Source organism: Flagellimonas algicola (assembly GCF_005937185.1).
Taxonomy (GTDB): domain Bacteria; phylum Bacteroidota; class Bacteroidia; order Flavobacteriales; family Flavobacteriaceae; genus Flagellimonas; species Flagellimonas algicola.
Map to the genome: position 1 here is coordinate 1595761 of NZ_VCNI01000001.1, position 23485 is coordinate 1619245.

Genomic DNA, 23485 nt, shown 5'->3' on the forward strand with positions numbered 1-23485 from the left:
ATGAAGATATTAGGATCTGATAGAAAGCAACTACATTTTTTTAATGCCAAGGTTATGAATTTGGTGCTTTCAACTGTACTCTGTTTAATCGCATTAGCAAACGCGATGGCTCAAGGCCAACCAAACTTTATTTTTATTCTAACAGATGACCAAACTTACGGTATGATGGGCTGCACTGGCAATGACATTGTACAGACTCCCCATTTAGACCAACTTGCAAAAGATGGTGTGTTGTTTACCAATGCCCATATAACCAGTGCTATTTGTACCCCCAGCCGAACAAGTATTTTAACCAGCCAATTTGAACGTAAGCACGGGATTAATTTTAATTCGGGAACGAGTTTGTCTATAGAAGGTTGGCAAAATACGTATCCGATGGTCATGAGAACAAATGGCTACTACACGGGTTGGATTGGCAAAAACCACGTGCCCATTGGCCAAGGTGGCTACGCCAGCGGTGTTATGGAAAAAAGTTTTGATTATTGGTATGCAGGCCATGGACATCTTCGGTTCTATCCCAAAGAAATACATCACATTTTTAACCATGCCAACGCTGACACCCAGGCAGAAATAATTGGTGAGGGCATTCAAGATTTTCTTTCGAACGAACAAAAATTGCAAGGTGCCGTCAAATTTTTAGACCAGCGTCCCAAGGATAAACCTTTTATGCTTTCCGTGAATTTTAACCTTCCGCATGGTGCTAGCACCTCTACAATGGAAATGCGTGACACCGATGATGATTTGTATAAAACATGGTATAGAGACATGGAAATCCCGCTTCCCAAAAATTATGTGGCAAAAAAGGACATAAAAACACCTAAGCTTCCCTTAGAAATACATCGTACTGAGGACCGACAAGTGGGATACGATTATGTGAATGAGCCTGAAACACTAAAGGAACGATACATTAGACAACTACAAGCCATGACGGGCATTGATCGTTTAGTGGGCCAACTTAGACAAACCTTAAAAAATCAAAAATTAGATAATAACACGGTGATTATCTTCACCGCTGATCACGGCCTTTTTATGGGTCAATTTGGCTTAGGTGGAAAAGCGTTCTGCTATGAAATCACCACCCGTGTACCCATGATTATCTTCGACCCGTATTCAAAAAAGTCGACCCGTAACAAAACTTCCGATGCCTTGGTCCAAAGTATCGATATTGCTCCAACGATATTGACTATGGCCGGTATTCCAATTCCGAGCACCTATCAAGGAAAAACCCTTACTGAAGTACTTTCAGGTTCCATAGCCGACCCAAGACATTATCTTTATACGGAAAACCTGTGGTCCACACAGTTTGGCAATCCAAGATGTGAATCGGTGCAAGACAAAAACTGGAAATACATTCGCTATTATAAGAATGAGAATCTGTCGGCTTCAAAAAAAATTAAAACCGCCAAGGAGATGGGCATTAATTTGACGAGCATGCTCTATAAAGTCCATGATCCCGACATTGCATTATATCGCCATTTTATAGAAGCCCCTTTGCAAGGAGAGGCCGCCGTTTATGAAGAGCTTTTCGACCTTAAAAATGATGCACAAGAGACTACCAATCTAGCAAATGAAACAGGTCACAAAGACATATTGGAAAAAATGAGAAAAATTTGGGTCAATGAAATTAATAATGCGCGGGGTGCAGAACCACCACAAGTGCTAAGGTACACCACCGACAGTGAGTCTGAACGCGGAGTAATTATCGAACCAAAATGAAACAGCCAGCAGATGAAGCTTTAGGGGTGATTGGCAATAATTGAAGATGCATTTTATCAGCAAGCAATTTTTGGATTGCTAAAAAGAAAAAAGAATGAACAACCAATACAAGAACCAGATTCAAGGATCTTACGAGGCTATCATGGTCAGCAATAGAACTTCCAGAGATTGGGGGATGAAAAAACCTTACTAAAGCAACAAAAAGACCCTTATAATTGAACACTGCGGGATGGTCTCTCTAAATTGTAATCTGTAATTCAAAAATGAGAATTTTAGGTATTTATCTGCTATTTTTTGCCATTAGCGGTACAGTTTCAAACATAACGGCCCAAAAACAGCCCAATGTAATATTGGTGTTGACCGATGACCAAGGTATTGGAGATTTGGGTGCCCATGGCAATCCGTGGATTAAAACGCCAAACATTGATAAGTTTTATAAGGAATCTGTTCGGATGACCGACTTTCATGTAAGTCCACTGTGTACCCCGACCAGAGCTGCAATTATGACTGGGCGCTACCCAATTAATAATGGCGCTTGGGCCACTTTTAAGGGGAGGGATGCTCTATCAAACGCCACCACCATGGCAGATATGTTTAAACAGAACGGCTACAAAACCGCCTTATTTGGCAAATGGCATTTGGGTGACAATTACCCCAACAGGCCCACAGATAGTGGCTTTGAGATAGCGGTACATCACCTTGCTGGTGGGGTGGGTGAACTATCGGATTATTGGGGCAACAGTTATTTTGACGATGTCTATTTTGTAAATAACGAACCCAAACAATTTAAGGGATATTGCACTGATGTTTGGTTTAATGAAACAATAAAATTTATTGACCAAAACAAAGACGAACCTTTTTTTATTTACCTATCCACCAATGCCCCGCACGACCCGCTAATAGTTGCTGAAGAATATGCAAAACCCTACCAACATTTAGAAGGTAAAGAAATCATAAGTGCAAACTTATACGGAATGATTGCCAATATTGATGAAAACTTTGGAAAGCTTCGTGAGTATTTAGAAGATTCGGATTTAGAAGACAACACCATTCTCATTTTTATGACTGATAATGGTACTCGTTTTGGGTACAGTCCTGATGGTAAATTTGGATATAACAAAGGTTTTGAGGGAATAAAAGGAGATAAATTGGAAGGTGGCCATAGAGTTCCCTTTTTCATCCGTTGGCCCGAAGGGAAAATAAATGGAGGTACAGACCTGAAAGCCTTAACGGCCCATGTTGACATTGTACCAACATTAGCAGGCTTGTGTGAACTCAACATACCGGAGTCCATGCACCCAGATGGCATTGATTTTTCACCACTATTGTTTAAAGCGAATAAAAACTTAATAGAGCGTTCTGTTTTTATGCACAGTAGACAAGACTGGCGACCACCTAAAGATGTGATGGAAACTTGTATTCTAAAAGATAAATGGCGGTTATTGCATGGAAAACAGTTGTACAATATTGAAAATGACCCCAAACAACAACAGGACCTTTCTGAAGACCATCCTGAAATAGTGTCCCAATTACTAGAGGAAAATGCTGCTTTTTTAAAAGAAACAAAAGAAAATAGCGAGTACTATGAATTGCCCTTGGCTATTGCTGGCCACGAAGCTCAACAGGAATTAACATTTACTATTCAGCACGCCATAGGCGAAGATGGTGGTATTTGGAAAACCGAGCAGGTAGCAGCAGGTATCAAAAATAAAAATAATACCCATGCCCTCGAAATTGCCAAGAAAGGTACATACATCATTTCCTGCCGTAGGTGGCCCAAAGAACACCCTGGGCCAATTTTAGGTTTGCCTTTACAAACCAGATCGGACGATTTTGCATATAAAGCTATTACACCGGAAAAAGTACGAATACAAATTGCCAATCTAATCTTGGAAAAGGAGATAGTACCTGGTGATTTGGAAGTAATTTTTAATGTTGAACTCGATAAAGGGAAAACCTTATTGATCAATGATTTTTTGGAGGATGATAATAGCTATGGGGTGTATTACACCTATGTTAAAAGAGAGCAATAAAAATATTTCTGTAGAAACTTACTCGTCAAAATCATCAAAAAATTCACGCTGCGTTGTACCGTCTTTTAATCGAACGTAATCTAAGATGCCTGAGCCTTTAAACACATGTTCAATACCTACAATTGATCCATTTTTGCCTTCGTAAATGTCCGAATAAATTAATTGGTCGTTTATAAATACATAGACTTTTTGATTTTTCACTTCTAGTCTCAAAATATTCCAGCGTTCATCAAGAAAAGTTAAGCCTTCAAGGTTTTCTTTAGCACCGGTCACTTCGGTTTCTCCTATTTTTATTCCAGAATAACCGGAGCATCCTGTTTCCATCAACTTCAAATAAACTAGATTTTCTTCTCCATACAGTCGAGTAATGAAATCGTAACAAGTAATTCCGCCGGTCTCTTTTGAGTTTTTGAATCTCACTTCCATTTCGAAATTATCACCATCAACTCCAAACCTATTAAAAAAGCGATGCGTGGTATAGTACACTGATTTGACATCGTAACCGTTTTTAATTAACGAGTCCGAAGGGTAGGTCATATAACCTAATTTTTTGGCGGGAGGCAATTCATTATCAAGCCAAAGCTTCAATTTAGCTTCGTAATTTAAATAACTGTCCCAATTATCAGAGGTTGCCAATATACTTCGTGTTGCAAGTATGCGCCTGTTATTTAGAAGTTTTATGTTGTAATACCCAGGAATTTGATAAGTGTAGTTGTATAGAAATTGTTCTTTATTCAATTTGAATACTTGTTGCCCATATACCGGATGTTTAAAATCAAAGTCGATATAAGAACTGTCGTTGCGCTGTGTTTCAATATTATAACTTACCGAAGCGGTATACGGTACGGAACCACCTCCATCTTTCAATTCAAAAGAAAAGGGCGATGTTTCGTCTAGGGTAGCTTGCAGGTTATTCGAGATAAAACTTTGTACCAACACCCAAATCAGCACTAGCCCCAAGGACAATAGTCCCGCCAACTTCAACATCTTATAATTTTTAGGTTGAGGCTCGGTTTCACTTCCTACTTTCTCCTTATAAAAAGCACTAAAAGCCATCCAATCTGTATAACCCAAGTATTTTGCCAAAGCATCTTTTGTTGCACGCTGTGGATTATAAAATTTGCTGTACTCTATCTTTCCAAAAAGTCGCTTTAGGGTATGTGGACTAATCGAAATATTTGAAGCCTCAGAAATTATTTTAGACAATCGAATAAATTGGGGTTCTCGCCAAAATTCGGATTTTTCCCAATTTAGTTTTTGCTCAATTTGGTTTAAGCAATATTTCAACCGTTCGTTGTCCTTCATTCTAGTTATTCAAAATGTATTCAAAACTCTGCACAAGGTCTGAACATTGATTTTATTGGCTGTAGCAAGGATTATTCCTAATATAGTAACACTAAAAATATGAAATCCCTGATTTTAAAATTCAATTAAGAAACCTTGAGTTTCATCATATTAAAATACGATAATCCGCAACAAACCTAAAAGAATGAAAATGAAAAGTTCACAAATTGTTTGTCTTCTGCCAATGGCCCTATTTTTTTTGGTGCTTAGCAATGGTATTCTTACCGCCCAAGTTAAAGTTTATGAGGGTACCGAAGTAATCCCCACCTATAAAAGGGGAGCAGATGAAGTAAGTCCAATTTTTTATACTGGCAGGAGTGTCCAAGGTGCTCAGGGAAAGGTTTATCCTTATCCATCACAGACCAAACTAGGGGACTCTTTAATAGACATAACTTATGAAATGGTCTACTTAGAAAATGAATACATACGGGTCAAAGTACTACCTGCGTTTGGCGGTCGTCTATTTTCGGCAATTGACAAAACTAACGGACATGAATTATTTCATACCAATAGCGTTATTAAACCGGATTTGATTGGAACTTTGGGTGCATGGGTTTCCGGGGGTATCGAATGGTGTTTTCCGCATCATCATCGGACAAGCACAATGTTGCCCAGTGATTACCGGATGGTGAACAATGCCGATGGAAGTGCTACCATATGGATTGGCGAAACAGAAAAAACCATGGGCATGAGAGGGGTTATTGGTATGACATTACATCCGGGGAAATCATATATCGATGTTGATTATCGCATAACCAACACCAATACCCTAACCAAGACGTTTCTTTTTTGGGCCAATGTGGCCATTACTTCCAACGAAGACTTTCGAACGTTTTGGCCGCCTAGTCAAGAAATTGGGGTGTTTCACAACAACCGTAGCTTTATTAAGTGGCCTGTGTCCAACGCAACAGACAATTACGGTAGAACAAGCTATCCTGAAGGGGTTGACCTGACGTGGTGGAAAAATCATCCCAATCCTGTCTCTTTCTTTATGTGGGATATTGAAGAAGGGTTCATAGGCGGCTATGATTACGGGCAAAAAGCAGGTACCGTTCATGTGGGCGACAAGCACGAAAACAATGCCTCAAAATTATGGCAATTTGGACCTGGGCTCCAAGGGCAGAATGCCAGAAGAAAACTTACCGATGATGGTAAAGCTTATGTAGAATTGATGACGGGTACTTTTTCGAATAACCAACCCGATTATAGTTGGATATTACCACACTCTGTAAAAGATGCGAAAAACTATTGGTACCCGATTCGAGACTTAGAAGTGGTTAAAAACTCCACCGTTGATGCTTCGGTTACTTTACAAATGCGGAATGCAAAGTCGGTTTTTTACGGTTTTAATACAACTTCAGCATTTAAAAACGCTAAAGTAATCTTGAAAAGTGGAGCCTCTGTTTTGGTTGAAAAGAATATTGATATCGACCCGGCCAATCCGTTTACGGAAACCTTTAAAAATCGCAAAACCTTAGACGAATATCAACTCCATGTCGCATTGTATGATGCCACCGGCAAAGAACTGATCTCATATCGGCCCTACAAACCTCAAAAGCCAGAGTTGCCCGAAACCCAAAAAAGGGTAAAGGAACCTGCGGCCTACGAAACTGTTGAAGATTTGTACTTGACAGGCAGGTTCGTAGAACAATTTAATCGCCCTGGTATGAACGCTGATGATTATTACCTGGCCGCTTTAAAAAAATCCCCAAACGACTATCGTACCAATATTGCTTTAGGTCAGCGCCGTCTAAACCAAATGAGGTATGCCGAAGCATTGGAACACCTGCAAGCCGCTGCCGAAAAGCTTAAAGTAAAATACTATCAACCAAAAGAAGGTGAACTATTTTACTTCCGTGGTTTGGCCCATAAAGCACTGGGTAACCATGACAAAGCCTATAAAGATTTGGCAAGGGCTACCTGGTATTATCAGTGGTTTTCCGCCAGTAATTTTGAACTTGCACAGCTCGAAAGCAAAAAAGGTAATGTAACAAAAGCTCTGGAGTACATTAATGAGGCCTATTCCACCAATACAAGAGATGGTCGCATCACTACATTGTTTGCTGCTCTATTAAGAAAAAACGGGAATGTAGATAAGGCAAAAAGACTTCTTGAAGAACAACTGGCCTATGACCCATTGAATTTTACAGCGCTTTACGAACAGCAGTTATTAGCCAATAAACCTTCGTTGGTGGATTGGCACAAAAACATGCAAGATGTTGAGAATAATTACCTGGAAATTGCCCTCACCTATATGAACGCGGGGCTTTGGAAAGAAGGCATCCAACTATTAGCCGGTCTGGATGCCCCCAAAAACCCATTGGTGCATTTTTACCTGGCATGGTTTAATCACCAGAATGGCGATAAAGATAAGGCACGTCAGTACCTGAACAGCGCAAAAAATACCTCTTTGTCGTATGTATTTCCTTATCGTTCGGAAACTGAAACTGTTCTAAATTATGCTATCGCAACGGATGAGAACAATGCGCAGGCCAATTACCTTTTGGGTAATCTTCTATATGATAATAGACCTGATGATGCCATAGCAGCTTGGCAAAGGGCAAGTACGTCCGAAAATGCCGATGCAATGGTGTGGCGAAATATGGCTTTTGGTTCGTTCTATCATCATAAAAATCCAAAAGAAGCCATCGAAAACATGACCAAGGCGATTGCCCTAAATGGGAGCAATCCGCTATGGTTTGCAGAGTTGTCCAAATACTACGATGAATCGGATGAAAATTTTGCCGACAACTTGAAAATACTGCAAGAAAATATTGATGTAGTTCGTGAAGATGTGGCAGCACCAAAAACACTTGTAAAGTTGTTAAATCTGAATGGAGCTTATGATGAAGCCATCCAATTTTTGGACACACACCATTTTAGAACTTGGGAAGGCGGTCGCGAAACTTACTGGCACTATGTCGATGCGCATACCTTAAAAGCTAAGGAATTGATTCTGGACAAGAAGCACGAAAAGGCCATTTCCCATTTGGAACGCGCATTGGAATATCCGGAGAATCTTGAGGTGGGTAAACCCACCCATGATGAAAAAAGTGCTATGATCTATTATTATATGGGCACGGCATACGAACAACTGGGAAATACCAAAAAAGCAAACGAAAGCTATCAAAAGAGTGCCTCAGCACAAAATGGTCGCGGTATGGACGACTTGCTCTTCTATCAAGCCATGGCCAACGAAAAATTGGGCAAAAAAGATGATGCTGCCCGTATGTTCAATGAATTAATTAAGCGCGGACAGCAACAACGAACGGGTAGCGACACCAATACTTTGGTTGCCGTGGAAGAGGCATCCGCCACCAATAAAAAGGCAATTTCCAAATCCTATTATCTAGAGGCACTCGGTAATCTGGGATTGGGAAATAAAAACAAAGCTCAAAGTTTGTTTAAAACAGCTATGAAAACATACAAGAACAATTTATGGGCAAAGGAAATGGCGAGTCTTTAAAGAAAGTAACAAGAATAGGAAAACACTGGGAGGTACCATCACTTCTCAAACCTGAATCCATACACTGGAGTCCATAAATATGGCCCAGGAAGAAATTTGACCGTCGTTCCATTTGAGATGAGGTTATCGGAACTCTATTTTTAAGAGATGAAAAGATCAATACAGTTCGGTTTATTTTCACTGGCGCTATTGAGCTGGACTTTTGTGACGGCCCAATCAGACAAAAAATTGGTCTTGGGTGAACAACCTGTTTTTAATGTCAGCCGAACATCGGAAGCGATTGCGGTCGACGGGAAAATGGAAGAGTCCGCTTGGAAAAAAACCGAAGCGCGAACATTGAATTATTTCTACCGTGCCGAAAAACCGGATGATAGTCAGCAGACCACGCTGAGAATGCTTTGGGATACAACAAAGCTTTATGTTTTTTTTGAAATGAAAGACAAATTCCTCACTGTTCGTGAAACCGAACGCGATGGGGAACCCTATTTAGACGACTGCGCAGAACTATTTTTAATTACCGCTCCTGATAGTTTGGATACACATTTTGGATATGAGTTGAATTTGAACAAAGCATCAAACGACTTTATCTATTTTAATAATTTCCATGATGGAAAAGATTTGGCCTTTAGACCATATAATCCTGTTTTTGAAGCGGAAGTGACCTATAATGGAACAATAAACGACAATTCTGATATTGACATAGGTTGGACTATGGAACTGGCTATACCACTTGCCAACTTCGGTTCGTTAGGGAAGGTTGTTCCGGTCGCCGCAGGTAATCAATGGGCTTTTTTGGCCGTTCGTCAAGATAGGAATGATGCTGAGGGTTCGCGAAGAAGCACTTCGACCATATTTCCTATTTATGATATTTCGAAAAATGTGCATCAGGCGAACCGTTTTGGGTTGCTTGAGTTTATCGAATAGATTATAAAAGCTTAAAACATAATACTGGAAATAATGAATCGATTTAAATGTGTTGCCCTTCTCCTAATTCTGGGTATCGGATACCAAACCTACGGCCAAAACCTGCCTTTTGGCTTTCCTGATACCGAACGCACCAAAATAAGCTTAAATCAAGGATGGAAATTTCATTTAGGAGGTCCAAATGAAAACAACTACGAAATCGATGTTGATGATTCAGATTGGGAGACGGTCAATATACCCCATACCCTAGCCCTGACCTCCTTGACCTTAGATGATTTAAATGATGAGAAGACTCAATTGGTGTTTCATAGAAACGTGGGTTGGTACCGAAAAAACATCAGGGTTGATGATTCAAACAAAAAAGTTTTTTTGGAGTTTGAAGGGGCCCACCAAGTGACCGACTTATGGATTAATGGCATACACGTTGGGCAACATGCTGTTGGTGGGTATACCCCATTCCATTTTGATGTCTCTGATGCAATAAAAAGAGGTCAAGAAAATCAAGTTACCATACTTGTCGATAATAGAAGAAACGAAACAATCCCCCCAGATCCAGGCCCTTTCGACTATGTAAAATTTAGTGGGCTATACAGAGATCTTTATTTAGTTGAGACTGCCCCGGTTCACGTGACCTTCAATTGGGAATCACTAAGCTCAGGAGTCAACATTACTACTCCTACCATTGATCCCATAAATAAAAATGCCACAATCGATATCAAAACTTCCGTAAAGAACGAGGAAAACAAGAAAATTAATAGTGAGCTCGTAACCCGGGTTATTGACAAAGAAGGAATTGTTGTTTTGAAACTGGTTGATGAGTCCCCAATTTTACCTGGGCAAGAATACCAATTTAACCAAATTGGTAGTTTGGAAGATGATGTCGAGTTCTGGAATATCGAGAATCCCTATTTGTACCGAGTGAACAGCGTGGTCAAAGTTGACGGAAAAGAAGTCGATTTTGTCGAGAACAAAATTGGGTTGAGAAAGTTCGAACTGGATTCCAAAAGAGGTTTTATGCTGAACGATAAACCGATTGAGCTAATAGGTGCCAATAGGCATCAGCAGTATCCATATATAGGAGATGCGGTGCCAAATTCGCTGCACTACAAAGACATGTTGCAGTTTAAAGAATACGGTTTCAATATAATGCGTACTGCGCATTACCCTCAAGATGATGCGTTAATACAGGCCTGCGACGAACTTGGAATCCTGGTTTATGAAGAAGCTCCGACCTGGATTTCAATGTCACAAGATGAACTTTGGTGGAACAATCTTGATCAAGCCGCTAGAACAATGATTAGAAATCACAGAAACCATCCATCTATTGTGATGTGGGGGGCCGGAGTGAATCATCGGGGTTATGTGCCAAGAGTCCACAATGCTACAAAACAAGAAGATCCCATTCGCCTAACTGCTTCACAAGGTTCCCGATGGACAGGTTGGCAGTCTTCAGGGTTGACAGATATCAACGCAAATATGCTTTACGGCCCTTTTATTTGGGACAGATCCGAACCTATGTTCGCCATGGAAGGGCGGAGTGGACCAAAGGCCGTTGCCGAGCATAAAAGGGATTCATTAATGGTGGGCTTGATATCCTGGACAGCGCATGCATATTATACATTTCATCCTGCGCATTCCAAGGCCAATGATAAAAGGGATCGCACCAGAAGTGGCATGATGACTATTTTTCGGTATCCCAGACCCAGTTTAGAATGGTATAAAGCCGAAATGAACAAAAAACCATTTGTGCGTATCAAAGAGGATTGGAATGAAGATACCAATGAAGTAACCGTATTCAGTAATGGAAATGAGGTAGAACTTTCAATCAATGGAAAATTGGTCGATAGAAAAAAGACCGGTAAGGATACGATTTACGACGGTCTTGACCATCCTCCTTTTCATTTTAAAAATTTAGCGTATTCTCCTGGGAAATTGACTGCAAAAGCCTATTTCGAAAATGGTGGTTCAAGGGAAACCTCAATACAAACTGCAGAAAAACCAAAAACCATACTATTGACCATCGACTCAAAGGGACGTCAATTTACAGCAGATGGCAGCGATATTATTTTGGCCTATGCCACCGTAGTGGATAAGCATGGTACGCCGGTTAAGGACGCTGAGAATTTGATTTCGTTTTCGATAAACGGAGACGCAACGATAGTTGGAGATGGTTCAGATATCAATGCGAACCCCATGTTTACCGAATATGGAGTCGCACCTGCATTGATAAGGGCGGGAACAACTCCTGGCAATATAACTGTATTTGCTAAATCCAAAGGATTAAAATCAGCCAAAGCGACTATAACCTCGGTGGCCCATAGCAACAATGAGATTCAAAAAAATGCTCTCCCCATATATGATTTTAAAAGGGAGAGGGTAGATTTGGGAGCATCTGACCAATTACTTCAATTTGGATGGAATGCTTGGAACGGCTCCGATGAAAAAGACAACTCATACGGACTCAAATCTTTCAAGGGAGCGACCCTAAAGTTAATTAGGGAATCTTCGGATGGTGTACATCGGTGGCTAGGAGAAATGAACGTCATTGGAAAATATGGGTATGCCTATGGTGATGGAATCATTTCAATAGACAAAGAAGGGGTCGACCTCGTATTGGAGAACTTGCCCCAGGGAACCTACAAGCTTACAACTTGGCATCATGCGCCTAGAAGTAATTCTGACTCCATGGATCCAAACAAAGAAAAACTCAAATCCCTAACAATCCATGAATTGCCCTACGAAAAAAGGATTATTGTTAGCTCCGAGGCTTTTGAAGGGGACAAACAAGTAGAGGTAGAAGTTACCGAAGGAAAAGAAATGCAGTGGGAACTGCCCGGCAAGGGTGTTTTCACTTTTGTTTCTGATGGCAAGGAGCCCACGGTAATTAATTTCAATGGCAAAGGAAATAAAGGGGTGTGGCTAAATGCCCTGGAATTGAGTGAATGGAAAAACTGATTTTAGATAAAATAATCCAAAAATGATGCTGGCCTTATCAGGTTGTGCCAAGTAATTCCTTTTCCAACATTCTAAATCTTAAAGGCAGTCTGCCCGTTATGCAAAGTAGACATAGATAGCAACGACCACCAAACAAATAACTAAGCCCACAGGTTTGACATATTGCCAAGGTTCAATATCTACTTTCTTGGTATACTCTTGGACATAGGGTTTAGGTGATGGCCAAATTCTTCCGATTAGAAGCATGATACCGGCATTCATCAAAAAGAGAATCGCACAAATATGTAAGAAATGTGGATAGGCTTCCACTTCGATCAGCAATAAACTTGCTTCATCTGTTATTCCGTTAATTTTCGCTTTCTCCAAAGCATTGTTTACTAGAATGGGTTTTAATAAAAATTGACTGAAAATATAGAGTAAGGAACCCGAAATAATACCAATTTTACCAGCTATGGCCGGCACTCGTTTTGTTAAATAACCAATGACAAATACAGTTAGAATTGGAATGCTGTAAATGCCGTTCACTTCTTGTAAATATGCAAAAAGACTACCTGCATTTGCAATGAAAGGCGCTACGAACATAGCAAATATGGCAAGTAAAATTCCGAAGGTTTTACCTCTTTTGACCACTAAGGATTCACCTGCCGATTTGTTGATATGCTGTTTGTAGATGTCTATTCCAAACAACGTTACGGAACTATTAAGCACACTGTTGAAAGAACTTAAAATAGCCCCAAAAAGCACCGCGGCGAAGAAACCGACAAAGTAGTTTGGGAGTACTTCCCTGACCAACCTGGGATAGGCCTGATCAGCATTATCCAGTGTTCCCTCAAAAAGATGATAGGCAATTACACCGGGCAGTACAACAATGAGAGGGCCAAGAATCTTTATGAAAGCTGCCAACATCAAACCCTTCTGTCCTTCGGCCAAATTTTTGGCGCCTAAAGCACGTTGAATAATTTGCTGATTGGTTCCCCAATAAAAAAGTTGAACCAACATCAGACCGGTAAATATCGTTGTAAAAGGTACTGATGCCGTTTCGTCGCCCAGCGACTTAAATTTTTCGGGGTTCGATTCCGTTAGCGCCGATATGCCCTCGATTAAGCTTCCATTTCCGATCGCCACCAAACCGAATATTGGAATCAAAAGACCACCGGTCAATAGGCCAATTGCATTGATGGTATCGGAAACTGCAACAGCTTTGAGTCCTCCAAAAATTGCATAAACGGAACCAACAATTCCTATGCCCCACACCGTGATCCATATAGCTTGGGTTTCAGTTATATTTAAAAGCAAAGGAATATCGAACATCCCCACAATGGCTACGGAACCTGAATATAATATGACCGGTAAAAGCACAATGGCATATCCCGTTAGGAACAATCCCGAGGTCAATGTTTTGGTAGCTACATCGAATCTATCTGCCAAGAACTCTGAAATAGTTGTAAGCCCCTGCTTAAGGTATCTTGGCAATAAAAAAAGTGCGGTGATTACCATTGCTATTGCTGCAAGTGTTTCCCAAGCCATTACCAAAATACCTTCAGTATAGGCTTGGCCATTCAAGCCCACAATCTGCTCTGTAGACAAATTAGTAAGCAAAATGGAACCCGCAATGACACCTGCAGTAAGGCTTCTCCCTGCTAAAAAATAGCCGTCTGAGGACTTTTCATCTGTCTTTCTTGTTGCCAAATAGGCGATTATGGCAACTAGTGCGGTAAATCCAATAAAAGAAATAATTGCTATCATATTTTTGGAATTGAATAGACGAACTCGTTTTTTGACTCCACTGACATAATATTATCTCTTTCTTACCAGAACTACCCAATCCAGATCTTTCTCCTTTTTAACAGGGGGCCATCCTAGAGACTGCTTTCCTGTGCCTGAAATAGACTTTATTTTTCCTTGTTGTAGTTGGCCACCTTTTCTTGGATTATACCAAGAAACCTCATATTTCCCTTCTACATTGCCCATATCCAAGGTAGCTTCCCCTCCCTGTTTTAAAAACACCACATAACTTTCCCCTGGCTTGGCCAGCACATAATCTCCTTCCGAAGAGATAAGAGCATCGTTCGATTCCATCTCCCAAACAGGAATTTTATTGTCATTGAAAAAATCCAAACAGATTTTGCCTTGGTCCCAAAACAAATCTCGCGAACGAAAATCTTGGCAACTTAGGTCTGAATGTGGATGCTTATATCCAAAATACCATTCGGTGCCCCACGCCCCTGCCATCATTGCACCCCAAAGCCCATTTTTCCGGGCGTTGTCATGTGCGGGATCTTCGGTATCCGTGATTAGGGAATGTTGGGCATCGCCCGGCTCATCACAGGCTACAGCCCATACCTTACCAGCGGCTTTTGATTCTTCTAAAACACGAAGAATTTGTGAATGTACCCTGCTAAAATCTTCTTTGTTTGTTTGCAAAGAGGCGCCTGTAAACTTGGTATTCTGACCATATAAACCATCAAACCAATGGCCATTATGAATTACGATATGATGGTTGTACGCGTCAATTTCCGAAATATATTCTGCTAACCGAATCCGTTCGGCCACATCAAGAGGAAAGGTCGGTGGGGTTTCTGTCCAGTCGCCCGTCTCTTCTGCAAGGTTCCAATTTAATGCAAGATGATGACCAAAACGGGCCACCAACTCGCGGTAGTAGAGTTTGGTATAGAGTCCTGTTCCACCATTATCCAACAAACCTTGATTTTCATGTTCCAAGGTTTTAAAATGCAGGAACATGCCCAGCTTATTGGCATGTTCAAAAAGAATTTCCCATTGTGCCAGCTTCGAGACATCAAAGCGATCCCATGTATCGTAATCAACGTAGGGAAAAACATTCCGGTCATCGCCAGCAATATTCATGGTTAAAAAGGAAAAGGCATTCATTCCCTTTGAAGCCAAATAATTTATGGCCCCGACAAGTTCTTTACCTTTCCCATCTTTCCAAGTGGGATCACCATTTTTCCAATCTTGCCGATGTGCGTCCCATGTCTTTACTAATTCATCCTTATGTCCGTCCTTATGAAAAGTGCCATCAAATTGGTCGTATGCCAGCAAATTTTCAGGCGCGTCTGGGCCGCATTTCAAAAAATACTCTCCATTCTGAAATTTCAAGTACCGCTCCCCTACATATTCGAGCATTCCTTTTCCTCTAAAATCCCTTCCGAATTTATCCGATTCTGCGATGATAAATTTACCCGATACCCCATCCATAAACCCGGCACTTGACAACTTTTCCGAAGTTCGGACAGCTGCCCATTTTCCTTTTTTAAAATCGACCGTGTATTGCCATTCCCCAACTTGGTTTGGTGTAAAATGAGCTTTCCAAATGGTACCGGATTCAGCACTTGTATTAGCCGCATCACCATCGGCAGCAAAGTAACCCGGAATCAAAAATTCCGCACCAGTTGCTGTGTGCGTGAACGTGACATTTAAACGATACTGAAGGAAAGGATTTTCTTCAGCCTGTTCATAAGTCTCAGGTCCTTCAAAAACCAAAGTAACTTTATGCCACTTTTTAAGCTCCCCTTCTACCTCTTGGGCTTCAACCCTATTCAGAATAATTGATGTAAGGAACAATAGTCCGATATAAAACCTATTTATTTTCATGTGTTCTTTGATAAAATTTGATTCTTAATTCGCTAATCACCAAGGTATTATTTCTCCTTTTTCAGATAAAAAACTACCCGTTTGGCGAAATTTGAGCTGTGCTATGGTCGATGTAATGTCTGTTACGGCTTCTTCAATGCTGGTTGTTGCATCATCACCTCCCATTTCGGTTCTGACCCAACCCGGATTAATCGCAAAAACCCCTATTTCCTTCGCCTTTAACTTCTCTGCCAATCGAATCGTAATGCTATGCAAGGCACATTTGCTGGCTGCATAAGCATCAAAATGATTTAGCGGATTAATATTCCAGCTTAATGAACCCATGCCCGAGCTTATCTGTATCAACTTTCCTCCCTTAGCCATGAATGGGGCTATGGCCTGCGAGGTAAGTGCAGGGCCGATAGTATTTATGCGAAAATGTTTTTCGAAAGTCGCCATCGTCCATGCTTCAAATTTTTCTTCCATCGAAATTCCTGCATTGTTTATGACGATGCGAAATGAAGGTTGCACCATTTTCAATTCTTTGGTAAATCCTACCAAAGATGCTTCGTTGCTTACATCCAATCTTAGAATCAACAAGCGATCAGCATGTTGTTCTCGCAACCGGTCCAATTCTGTTTGCTTTTCAATAGTTCTAACAGCGGCAATTATTGATTTTCCTTCTTTCAAATAATGACGAACATATCCCAGGCCCATGCCACGGTTAGCTCCCGTAATTAAAATACTTTGCGAAAAGGCATTTTTACCTTTCATGCCATATAAGTTTCAATATTAGGCTTGTGCATTGCCATAAGCAATGACCACAATACCTATAATCATACAAGCGAGCCCGGCATAAAGCATATTTCGGGCTTTAGAAGAGGCTCTTACCCATTCAGAGGTGATAATGCCACTCACTATGGCCGTGGCTACAGATGCCGTATTGAATATTGCATAACCAACCGTATTACCTGAGGCACCCAATTTAGAGGCTGCATAAGCAAAAAGTGCGGAAGCTGCATAATGGAATACGGCCATGATTAAGATGAGCATAAAATTTCTGCTAAATGAGCTGGTTCTAAAATCACCCCATGCTTTTTTAGCATTCAATTGCCATAAAAAATATGCGGTCATGACAATACCACCACTAATAAAAATAGGAAACATTACAGCAATTGCGGTTACCCAACCGGCATTGCCCTGTAGAGCAACGGCTTCTTCCAAATAGGGCCTGCCCACTGCATTTGCATAACTGAAACCGGTAGCTAGCAGACCACCAACAACGGCAATTAATATGCCCGTGGTCATGGAACCTTTATCCGAGTTGGTAGTCTGATCTGCATTAAGTTTTGCTTCGTCTTTTTCCCTCGTCAAACCCGCCTTACCATTGAGGATGACTCCCAACAGAACCACCAGAATCCCCAGTAGGACAAAAGTCAATACATTTGATGGAGGAATCCCATCTACTATAAATGGCAGTAGTGAACCCACTAAAATAATGGTTCCGATAAATATTGAAAAACCAAGTGAAAGCCCTATATGATTAATTGCCTTGCTCCACATCATTACTCCAATACCCCAAAGAAAACTGGACAGCCCCATTTTAACCCATATGTCAATGGGCATATTTGTGAAAATTTCTTGAAAACCCTGTATCAACATTAAAGAAGCGATAATGGGCACCACAAACATGGTCAATAAAAAAAAGAGGCTCCAGGTATTTTCATATTTGAAACCTTTGGTGAATTTTTCCGGTAAGGCATAAAGCCCTAACATTAATCCGGCAAAAACTGCCCATAAAACTCCTTCAATCATAACATTGTTTTTTAGTTGGTTTTTCGTTTAAAATTTTGCTCCATCCAATTCTTACGAAAAAGGCGAAGCTATTTTTTACCATTTGAATGCAAAAATGGTCGTGCTATCATAAGCTTCTCCCTTCTTGAGAATACTTTTCGGGGAATCGGGAATGTTGGGTCCATTGGGATACCGATGCGTTTCACAACAAAAGCCACGGTACTTACCATATTTTTGGCCTGATTCCCTTTTCAATTCATCTGAAGTATACTTTCCGGTGTAGAATAGCATACCCGGTTCGGTAGTTGAAACTTGCAATGTCCGGCCACTTTTAGGTTCATGAACCTCAGCAACCTTTTTCAATTCAAATCCTTTTTCTTTGAATAGGTAGAAGTGTTCAAAACCATCACCTAGCGCTTTATGAACGTCTCCAATTCGTTTACCATTTCTTAAATCATCAACCGAACCCCTAACAGAAACATTCTCACCAGTAGCTGCTCCCGTAGCATCCCAAATCTGCTTGGTATCAGAATGGATTCTAACAAAATGATTTTCCACATTTTCGAAAAATCCCGAAAGATTGAAGTAGGTATGATTGGTTATCGTAAATGGCGTGTCGGCATCTGTCTCTGCATGATAATCAATTCGTATTTCATTTTTATTTGTTAACGTAAATTTCACCGATACGTCCACATTGCCCGGAAAGCCTTCTTCTAAATGAAGACTTTTAATGGTCATTTCAATTTCTGCAACGTTTTCATCAAAGGACTTTACAGCCCATATTTTCTTATCAAAACCAATTTCTCCACCATGAAGATTATTATCGCCCACAATCTTTGCCAGCTGATATTCCTCACTATTCAGTGTAAAGATCGAATCTTTGATTTGTGAACAATAGCGGCCAACTGTTCCACCAAAATATGGTGCATTAGCTCTATAGGCATCGGAAAAATAACTTTCAAATGTGTTGAAACCACATACGATTTCTTCGAATTCCCCTTTGCTATTAGGAATTTCTATTGAGGTAATAGTAGCGCCATAATTGCAGATTTTAACAAGCATACCGTTGTCATTCTCCAAAGTGTAGTGCTTTACTTTTTTGCCTTCAAGATCTCCAAAATCAGTTTCAACTGTTTTCATTTTATGCTTTTATTGTTTGTATGGCATCAATTTTTCCCAATCAAATTCAACTCCGATTCCGGGGGTATTTGAAGCTACCGCACGATAATTTTCGACTACCAAGGGTCTTTTTGTATATGTGTCTATAGGAAAGCTATGCACTTCGAGCCAGCCCGAATTGGGCTGCGCTGAAACCAAGCTAACATGTAGTTCCTGCATTCCATGGGAGCAAACGGGAATGCCATTCTCATTGGCCAATCTTGCTACTTTTAACCAACCTGTGATTCCGCCACAATTGGACGCGTCTGGTTGCACATATGATAATTTGGCCTGCTCGATAGCATATTCAAACTCATGAATGGTATGCAAATTTTCCCCCATGGCCAATGGAAAGCCTGTTGCATCCGAAATTTCGGCAAAACCTTTATAATTATCGGGAATAATCGGCTCCTCGAACCACGTGATATCATATTGTTTAAATCGCTCAATTGCCTCGATAGCCTTTTCGACAGTCATTGAGTAATTCGCATCAACCATAAAAGTCACTTCAGGGCCAATAAATTCACGTACTGCCTTTATCCGGTCGATATCTTCATCAAGTTTTTCCCGACCAATTTTGATTTTAACAGCATTGAATCCAGCTGCCAAATAGCCCTCCATATTTTTCAACAACTTCGGAATAGGGAATTGTAAATCGATTCCCCCGCAATAGGCCTTACATGTATTTCCCGCACCACCGGCCATTTTCCAAAGCGGCTGTCCAGCTTTTTTGCATTTGATATCCCAAAGTGCAATATCAATTGTAGAAACGGCAAATGAAACGATTCCACCTCGCCCAACATAATGCATGTGCCATTCCATAAAGTCATATATCCCATCTACATCGAGGCCATCTTTTCTTATTAGGGCAGGAGCAATATCATAGTGAACCATTGCCTTTATAGCCCTACCACCTTTGCCGCCGGTGTACGTGTAGCCCGTTCCTTGACTGCCATCCTCTAATGTTATCGTCGTGGTCACCAGCTCAAAATGTGTATGGTCACCATGTTTGGCATCGTTCATAACCTCCGGCAGTGGAACCCGAAACAAATCACATACAACCGTTTTTATTCGCGTATTCATTTAGGCTTTATGTCTGATGTAGAAGGTTTTCTTTTCTAGGTATTGCTCGAAACCATATTTACCATCCTCACCACCGGAACCGCTTAGCTTGTAGCCATTGTGAAAGCCTTGATGTTGTTCGCCATGGCCTCTATTAACGTAAATTTCACCGTATTCCAATTCGTCGTTACACTTCATTATAGTGTTCATGTCATTGGTGAAAACCATGGCAGCCAAACCATATTCGCAATCGTTGGCATACCCAACAACCTCATCGAAAGTTTTGAATTTCAAAACTGGTAAAATGGGCCCGAACGATTCTTCATGAACAATAGTCATATCTTGGGTAACATTGATAAGAACAGTTGGTTCAAACCAATAGCCCTTATCGAATTGACTTCCCTCGGGGCGCTTACCACCTGTAGCCAGAGTGGCTCCTTCTTTCAAACTCACCTCAACCAAATGCTCCATATGCTTCAGTTCGGAGGCATTGACTTTGGGCCCCATATCTGTTTCATCCAACATGGGATCGCCAACTTTCAAAGCTTTTGTTTTTGCAATAAATTTTTCCATGAAGCTGTCATAAATACCCTCATGGACATACATTCTTTCATTGCAGGTGCAGACTTGTCCGCAATTGTCAAAACGGGAATGCAACGCAGCATCGACCGCAGCTTCAATATCCGCATCCTCAAATACGATGAATGGAGCTTTTCCTCCCAGTTCTAGCTGAACATGAGTTAGGTTTTGTGCTGCATTACGGGCTATTCGTTGTCCTACGGGTGTTGAACCCGTCATGGTTACCATTTTAGTGATCGGACTCTCTACGAGCGCATTACCCATTGCCCTACCTGGGCCTGTAAGTATGTTTAGCACCCCGTCCGGCAGTCCTGCCTTCTTGGCCAGATTACCGAGCTCCAAGGTAGCCAAGGGTGTTTCTGAAGTCGGCTTTATTACTACAGTGTTACCAGCAACCAAAGCTGGCCCTATTTTTCGACCGGCCAATGCCAAAGGAAAGTTCCAAGCTGTTATGGCGACAACCACTCCCCTAGGAATTTTCTGAATCCATATTTGCTCGTTAGGATTATCGGAAGGAATAATATCGCCCTCAATTCTTCTTGCCCCCTCGCACGCATATTCAATAAAAGAAGCAGTAACAGCAACTTCCATTTTGGCCACCTTTAGCAACTTGCCTTGTTCTTTTACCAATAATTCGGCCAACTCATCTGCATTGGCTTTAATCTCATCAACCAATTTGTAAAGCATTTCCGCGCGTTCACGTGCTGGTAGCTTTTTCCATGATTTTTGAGCAAGCTCTGCCGCTTCAAGAGCCATTTGGGCTTCTTCTGTTGTTCCATTCTGAACTCTTGCAACTAACTCTTCCGTAGCTGGATTGACCACATCGATGGTTTCACCGGAAGTTGATGTTATCCATTTTCCATCAATGAATAGTTGGTATTCTTTTATTTCTGACATGATTGTTCTTATTATAATTGTACTACACCTGTTTTTGTAAAGCCGAAATCCCCAGAGAGGGAAAAATGCATTTAGAAATCATCTTCCCATCCATCCGCCATCGACCAACATGGTACCGCCATGCATATAATTGGAAGCGTTGGAACATAGAAAAACGATTGGGCCTTTAAAATCTTCAGGCTGTCCCCACCTACCTGCTGGAATACGAGCCAAAATAGAATCGGCACGTTCAGTATTATTACGGAGCGCTTCGGTATTATCGGTACTGATGTAACCTGGTGCAATAGCATTTACATTGACCCCTTTACCGGCCCATTCGTTCGCAAATGCCATTGTCATCTGGCCAATAGCACCTTTACTAGCTGCATAACCCGGTACGGTTATACCTCCTTGAAAAGTTAGGAGTGATGCTGTAAATACAATTTTACCTTCACCTCTTTTCACCATTTCCTTTCCGATTTCCCGGGTCAAAACAAACTGTGCAGTTTGGTTGACCTCAATAACCTTATCCCAATATTCATCTGAATGTTCTACCGCCGGAGCTCTTAGAATTGTTCCTGCATTGTTTACAAGAATGTCGATTTTAGGAAAATCGTCTTTAACCTGCTTTATAAACTCGTATAAGGCTTTACGATTGCTAAAATCGCAAGCATATGCCTTGAATTTTTGGCCAAGCCCTGTAACTTCTTTTTCTACGGAACTGCCGTCCTCTTCCAAGGTAGCGCTTACCCCAATAATATCCGCGCCAGCTTCAGCTAAACCAATGGCCATTGCTTTTCCAATTCCTCTCTTGCAACCCGTTACCAAGGCCGTTTTGCCACTTAAATTAAATTGATCTACTATGCTCATGCAAGTCTTTTATTTTGATGTGTTTTATAATAGTGAACTCAAAATCGTTCAAATACTGGAGTATTGAGCCTTTTCGTTAATTGATTCCCTCAGGTTTATGCTTGACAATCCATCAAGACTTTTAATCCATCCGGATTATTGTCGATTCCCTCAAAAACCTGTTGAATATTACTCAAGGGCTGCACCTCGGTTATCATTTGTTCAAAAGGGAGTTCATTTTTTGTGATTAAGTCTATAGCTTTTTCATAATCTTCCTTTTCGTACACCCGAGCGCCAATCAACTTAAGTTCTTTCCAAAAGAATTTGAACAGGTCCACCTCTTTTTTCTGTCCGTGAATGGCTACCATCAATATGCGTCCGCGAATGCCCGCTATCTCGGTCATTACATCCAAGGCCTGTTGCACACCTGCTACTTCGAAAACTACATCGGCACGGCGACCTTCGGTTTGGGCCTTAACATATTCTACCAAATCAATATTGACGGGATTAACTGCGTTTAAGCCCAATTCTTTGGCCTTTGTTACTCGATTCTCATTGACTTCTGAAACAATCACTTGAGCCCCGGTTTCTTTTGCTACCATAGCCACTAGAAGTCCAATAGGGCCTCCGCCCAAAACCACAGCTGTTTCACCCGCCTTCAGTTCGCTTAGACGAACATCATGTACAGCCACTGCCAAAGGTTCAATTAATGCGGCCAATTTTAAATCAGTTTCCGGCTTTAGTTTATGGAGGGTGAACGCAGGAACATTCCAGTATTGTTGCATTGAACCAGGACTGTCAATGCCAATAAATTTCAAATCTTCACAAATATGGTTAAATCCTTTGTCGGAGGGTTTTGCACCTCGGTCATCCAATGGCCTAACCACCACCTTTTCCCCAATTGAAAACCCAGACACCCCATTGCCCAGGGCATCTATGACACCCGACATTTCATGACCAATGGTAACCGGTATATTTACGCGTTTATCCATCATTCCATGATAAATATGGACATCTGTTCCGCATACACCAGAATAAGCGACTTTTATTCGTACTTCGCCTTTGATCGGTTCTTCTAATTCCTTTTCAATTACCGAAAAGGTTCTGTTTCCTTCGTATATCGTTGCTTTCAATATCT

15 protein-coding genes are annotated in these 23485 nt (G+C 41.0%); 5 read left to right on the forward strand and 10 right to left on the reverse strand.

Annotated elements, in window-relative coordinates; genetic code table 11:
- Nucleotides 1-1716 (forward strand): sulfatase-like hydrolase/transferase, encoded by a 1716-nt coding sequence (locus FGG15_RS07050; RefSeq protein WP_237561763.1) that lies wholly within the window; start codon nt 1-3, stop codon nt 1714-1716.
- 263 nt (nt 1717-1979) lie between these two features.
- Entirely contained in the window at nt 1980-3749 is a 1770-nt protein-coding gene (locus FGG15_RS07055; RefSeq protein WP_138834634.1) for an arylsulfatase, read from the forward strand.
- Between the two features lie 18 nt (nt 3750-3767).
- On the opposite strand, the gene FGG15_RS07060 is transcribed toward FGG15_RS07055, so the two are convergent.
- Nucleotides 3768-4955 carry a hypothetical protein gene (locus FGG15_RS07060; protein ID WP_138834636.1) on the reverse strand — a complete coding sequence of 396 codons (1188 nt, stop codon included), beginning with the start codon at nt 4953-4955 and terminating at the stop codon, nt 3768-3770.
- 289 nt (nt 4956-5244) lie between these two features.
- Here FGG15_RS07060 and FGG15_RS07065 point away from each other — a divergent pair, with 289 nt between their 5' ends.
- From FGG15_RS07065 to FGG15_RS07075, 3 genes are all read left to right on the forward strand, one after another.
- Nucleotides 5245-8559, forward strand: coding sequence for a DUF5107 domain-containing protein (locus FGG15_RS07065; protein ID WP_161991932.1), 3315 nt, complete (start codon nt 5245-5247; stop codon nt 8557-8559).
- Between the two features lie 147 nt (nt 8560-8706).
- Nucleotides 8707-9483, forward strand: coding sequence for a carbohydrate-binding family 9-like protein (locus FGG15_RS07070; protein WP_138834640.1), 777 nt, complete (start codon nt 8707-8709; stop codon nt 9481-9483).
- 33 nt (nt 9484-9516) lie between these two features.
- Nucleotides 9517-12438 (forward strand): glycoside hydrolase family 2 protein, encoded by a 2922-nt coding sequence (locus tag FGG15_RS07075; protein WP_138834642.1) that lies wholly within the window; start codon nt 9517-9519, stop codon nt 12436-12438.
- Nucleotides 12439-12534: 96 nt separating this feature from the next.
- Here FGG15_RS07075 and FGG15_RS07080 read toward each other — a convergent pair whose 3' ends face one another.
- The 9 genes from FGG15_RS07080 to FGG15_RS07120 form a co-directional block, all read right to left on the reverse strand.
- A complete protein-coding gene (locus FGG15_RS07080) occupies nt 12535-14184 on the reverse strand; it encodes a solute:sodium symporter family transporter (RefSeq protein ID WP_138834644.1) in 1650 nt (549 codons plus the stop codon).
- A gap of 51 nt (nt 14185-14235) precedes the next feature.
- Complete coding sequence (locus FGG15_RS07085; protein ID WP_138834646.1) at nt 14236-16050, reverse strand: DUF5060 domain-containing protein; 1815 nt, start codon at nt 16048-16050, stop codon at nt 14236-14238.
- Nucleotides 16051-16086: 36 nt separating this feature from the next.
- Nucleotides 16087-16803 (reverse strand): SDR family NAD(P)-dependent oxidoreductase, encoded by a 717-nt coding sequence (locus FGG15_RS07090; RefSeq protein WP_138834648.1) that lies wholly within the window; start codon nt 16801-16803, stop codon nt 16087-16089.
- 18 nt (nt 16804-16821) lie between these two features.
- Nucleotides 16822-17844 carry an L-rhamnose/proton symporter RhaT gene (locus FGG15_RS07095; protein WP_138834651.1) on the reverse strand — a complete coding sequence of 341 codons (1023 nt, stop codon included), beginning with the start codon at nt 17842-17844 and terminating at the stop codon, nt 16822-16824.
- A gap of 75 nt (nt 17845-17919) precedes the next feature.
- On the reverse strand, nt 17920-18963 hold the full coding sequence (locus FGG15_RS07100) for an aldose epimerase family protein (RefSeq protein ID WP_138834653.1): 1044 nt from the start codon (nt 18961-18963) through the stop codon (nt 17920-17922).
- Between the two features lie 9 nt (nt 18964-18972).
- Nucleotides 18973-20064, reverse strand: a complete 1092-nt coding sequence (locus FGG15_RS07105) for a mandelate racemase/muconate lactonizing enzyme family protein (RefSeq protein WP_138834655.1) — start codon at nt 20062-20064, stop codon at nt 18973-18975.
- Nucleotides 20065-21519, reverse strand: coding sequence for an aldehyde dehydrogenase (gene aldA / locus FGG15_RS07110; RefSeq protein ID WP_138834657.1), 1455 nt, complete (start codon nt 21517-21519; stop codon nt 20065-20067). It lies immediately after the preceding gene.
- A 78-nt stretch (nt 21520-21597) separates the two neighbouring features.
- The gene (locus tag FGG15_RS07115; RefSeq protein WP_138834659.1) at nt 21598-22368 is read right to left on the reverse strand and encodes an SDR family NAD(P)-dependent oxidoreductase; all 771 of its coding nucleotides are present in this window, start codon (nt 22366-22368) and stop codon (nt 21598-21600) included.
- A 95-nt stretch (nt 22369-22463) separates the two neighbouring features.
- Entirely contained in the window at nt 22464-23480 is a 1017-nt protein-coding gene (locus FGG15_RS07120) for a zinc-dependent alcohol dehydrogenase (protein WP_138834661.1), read from the reverse strand.
- Nucleotides 23481-23485: the final 5 nt, after the last annotated feature.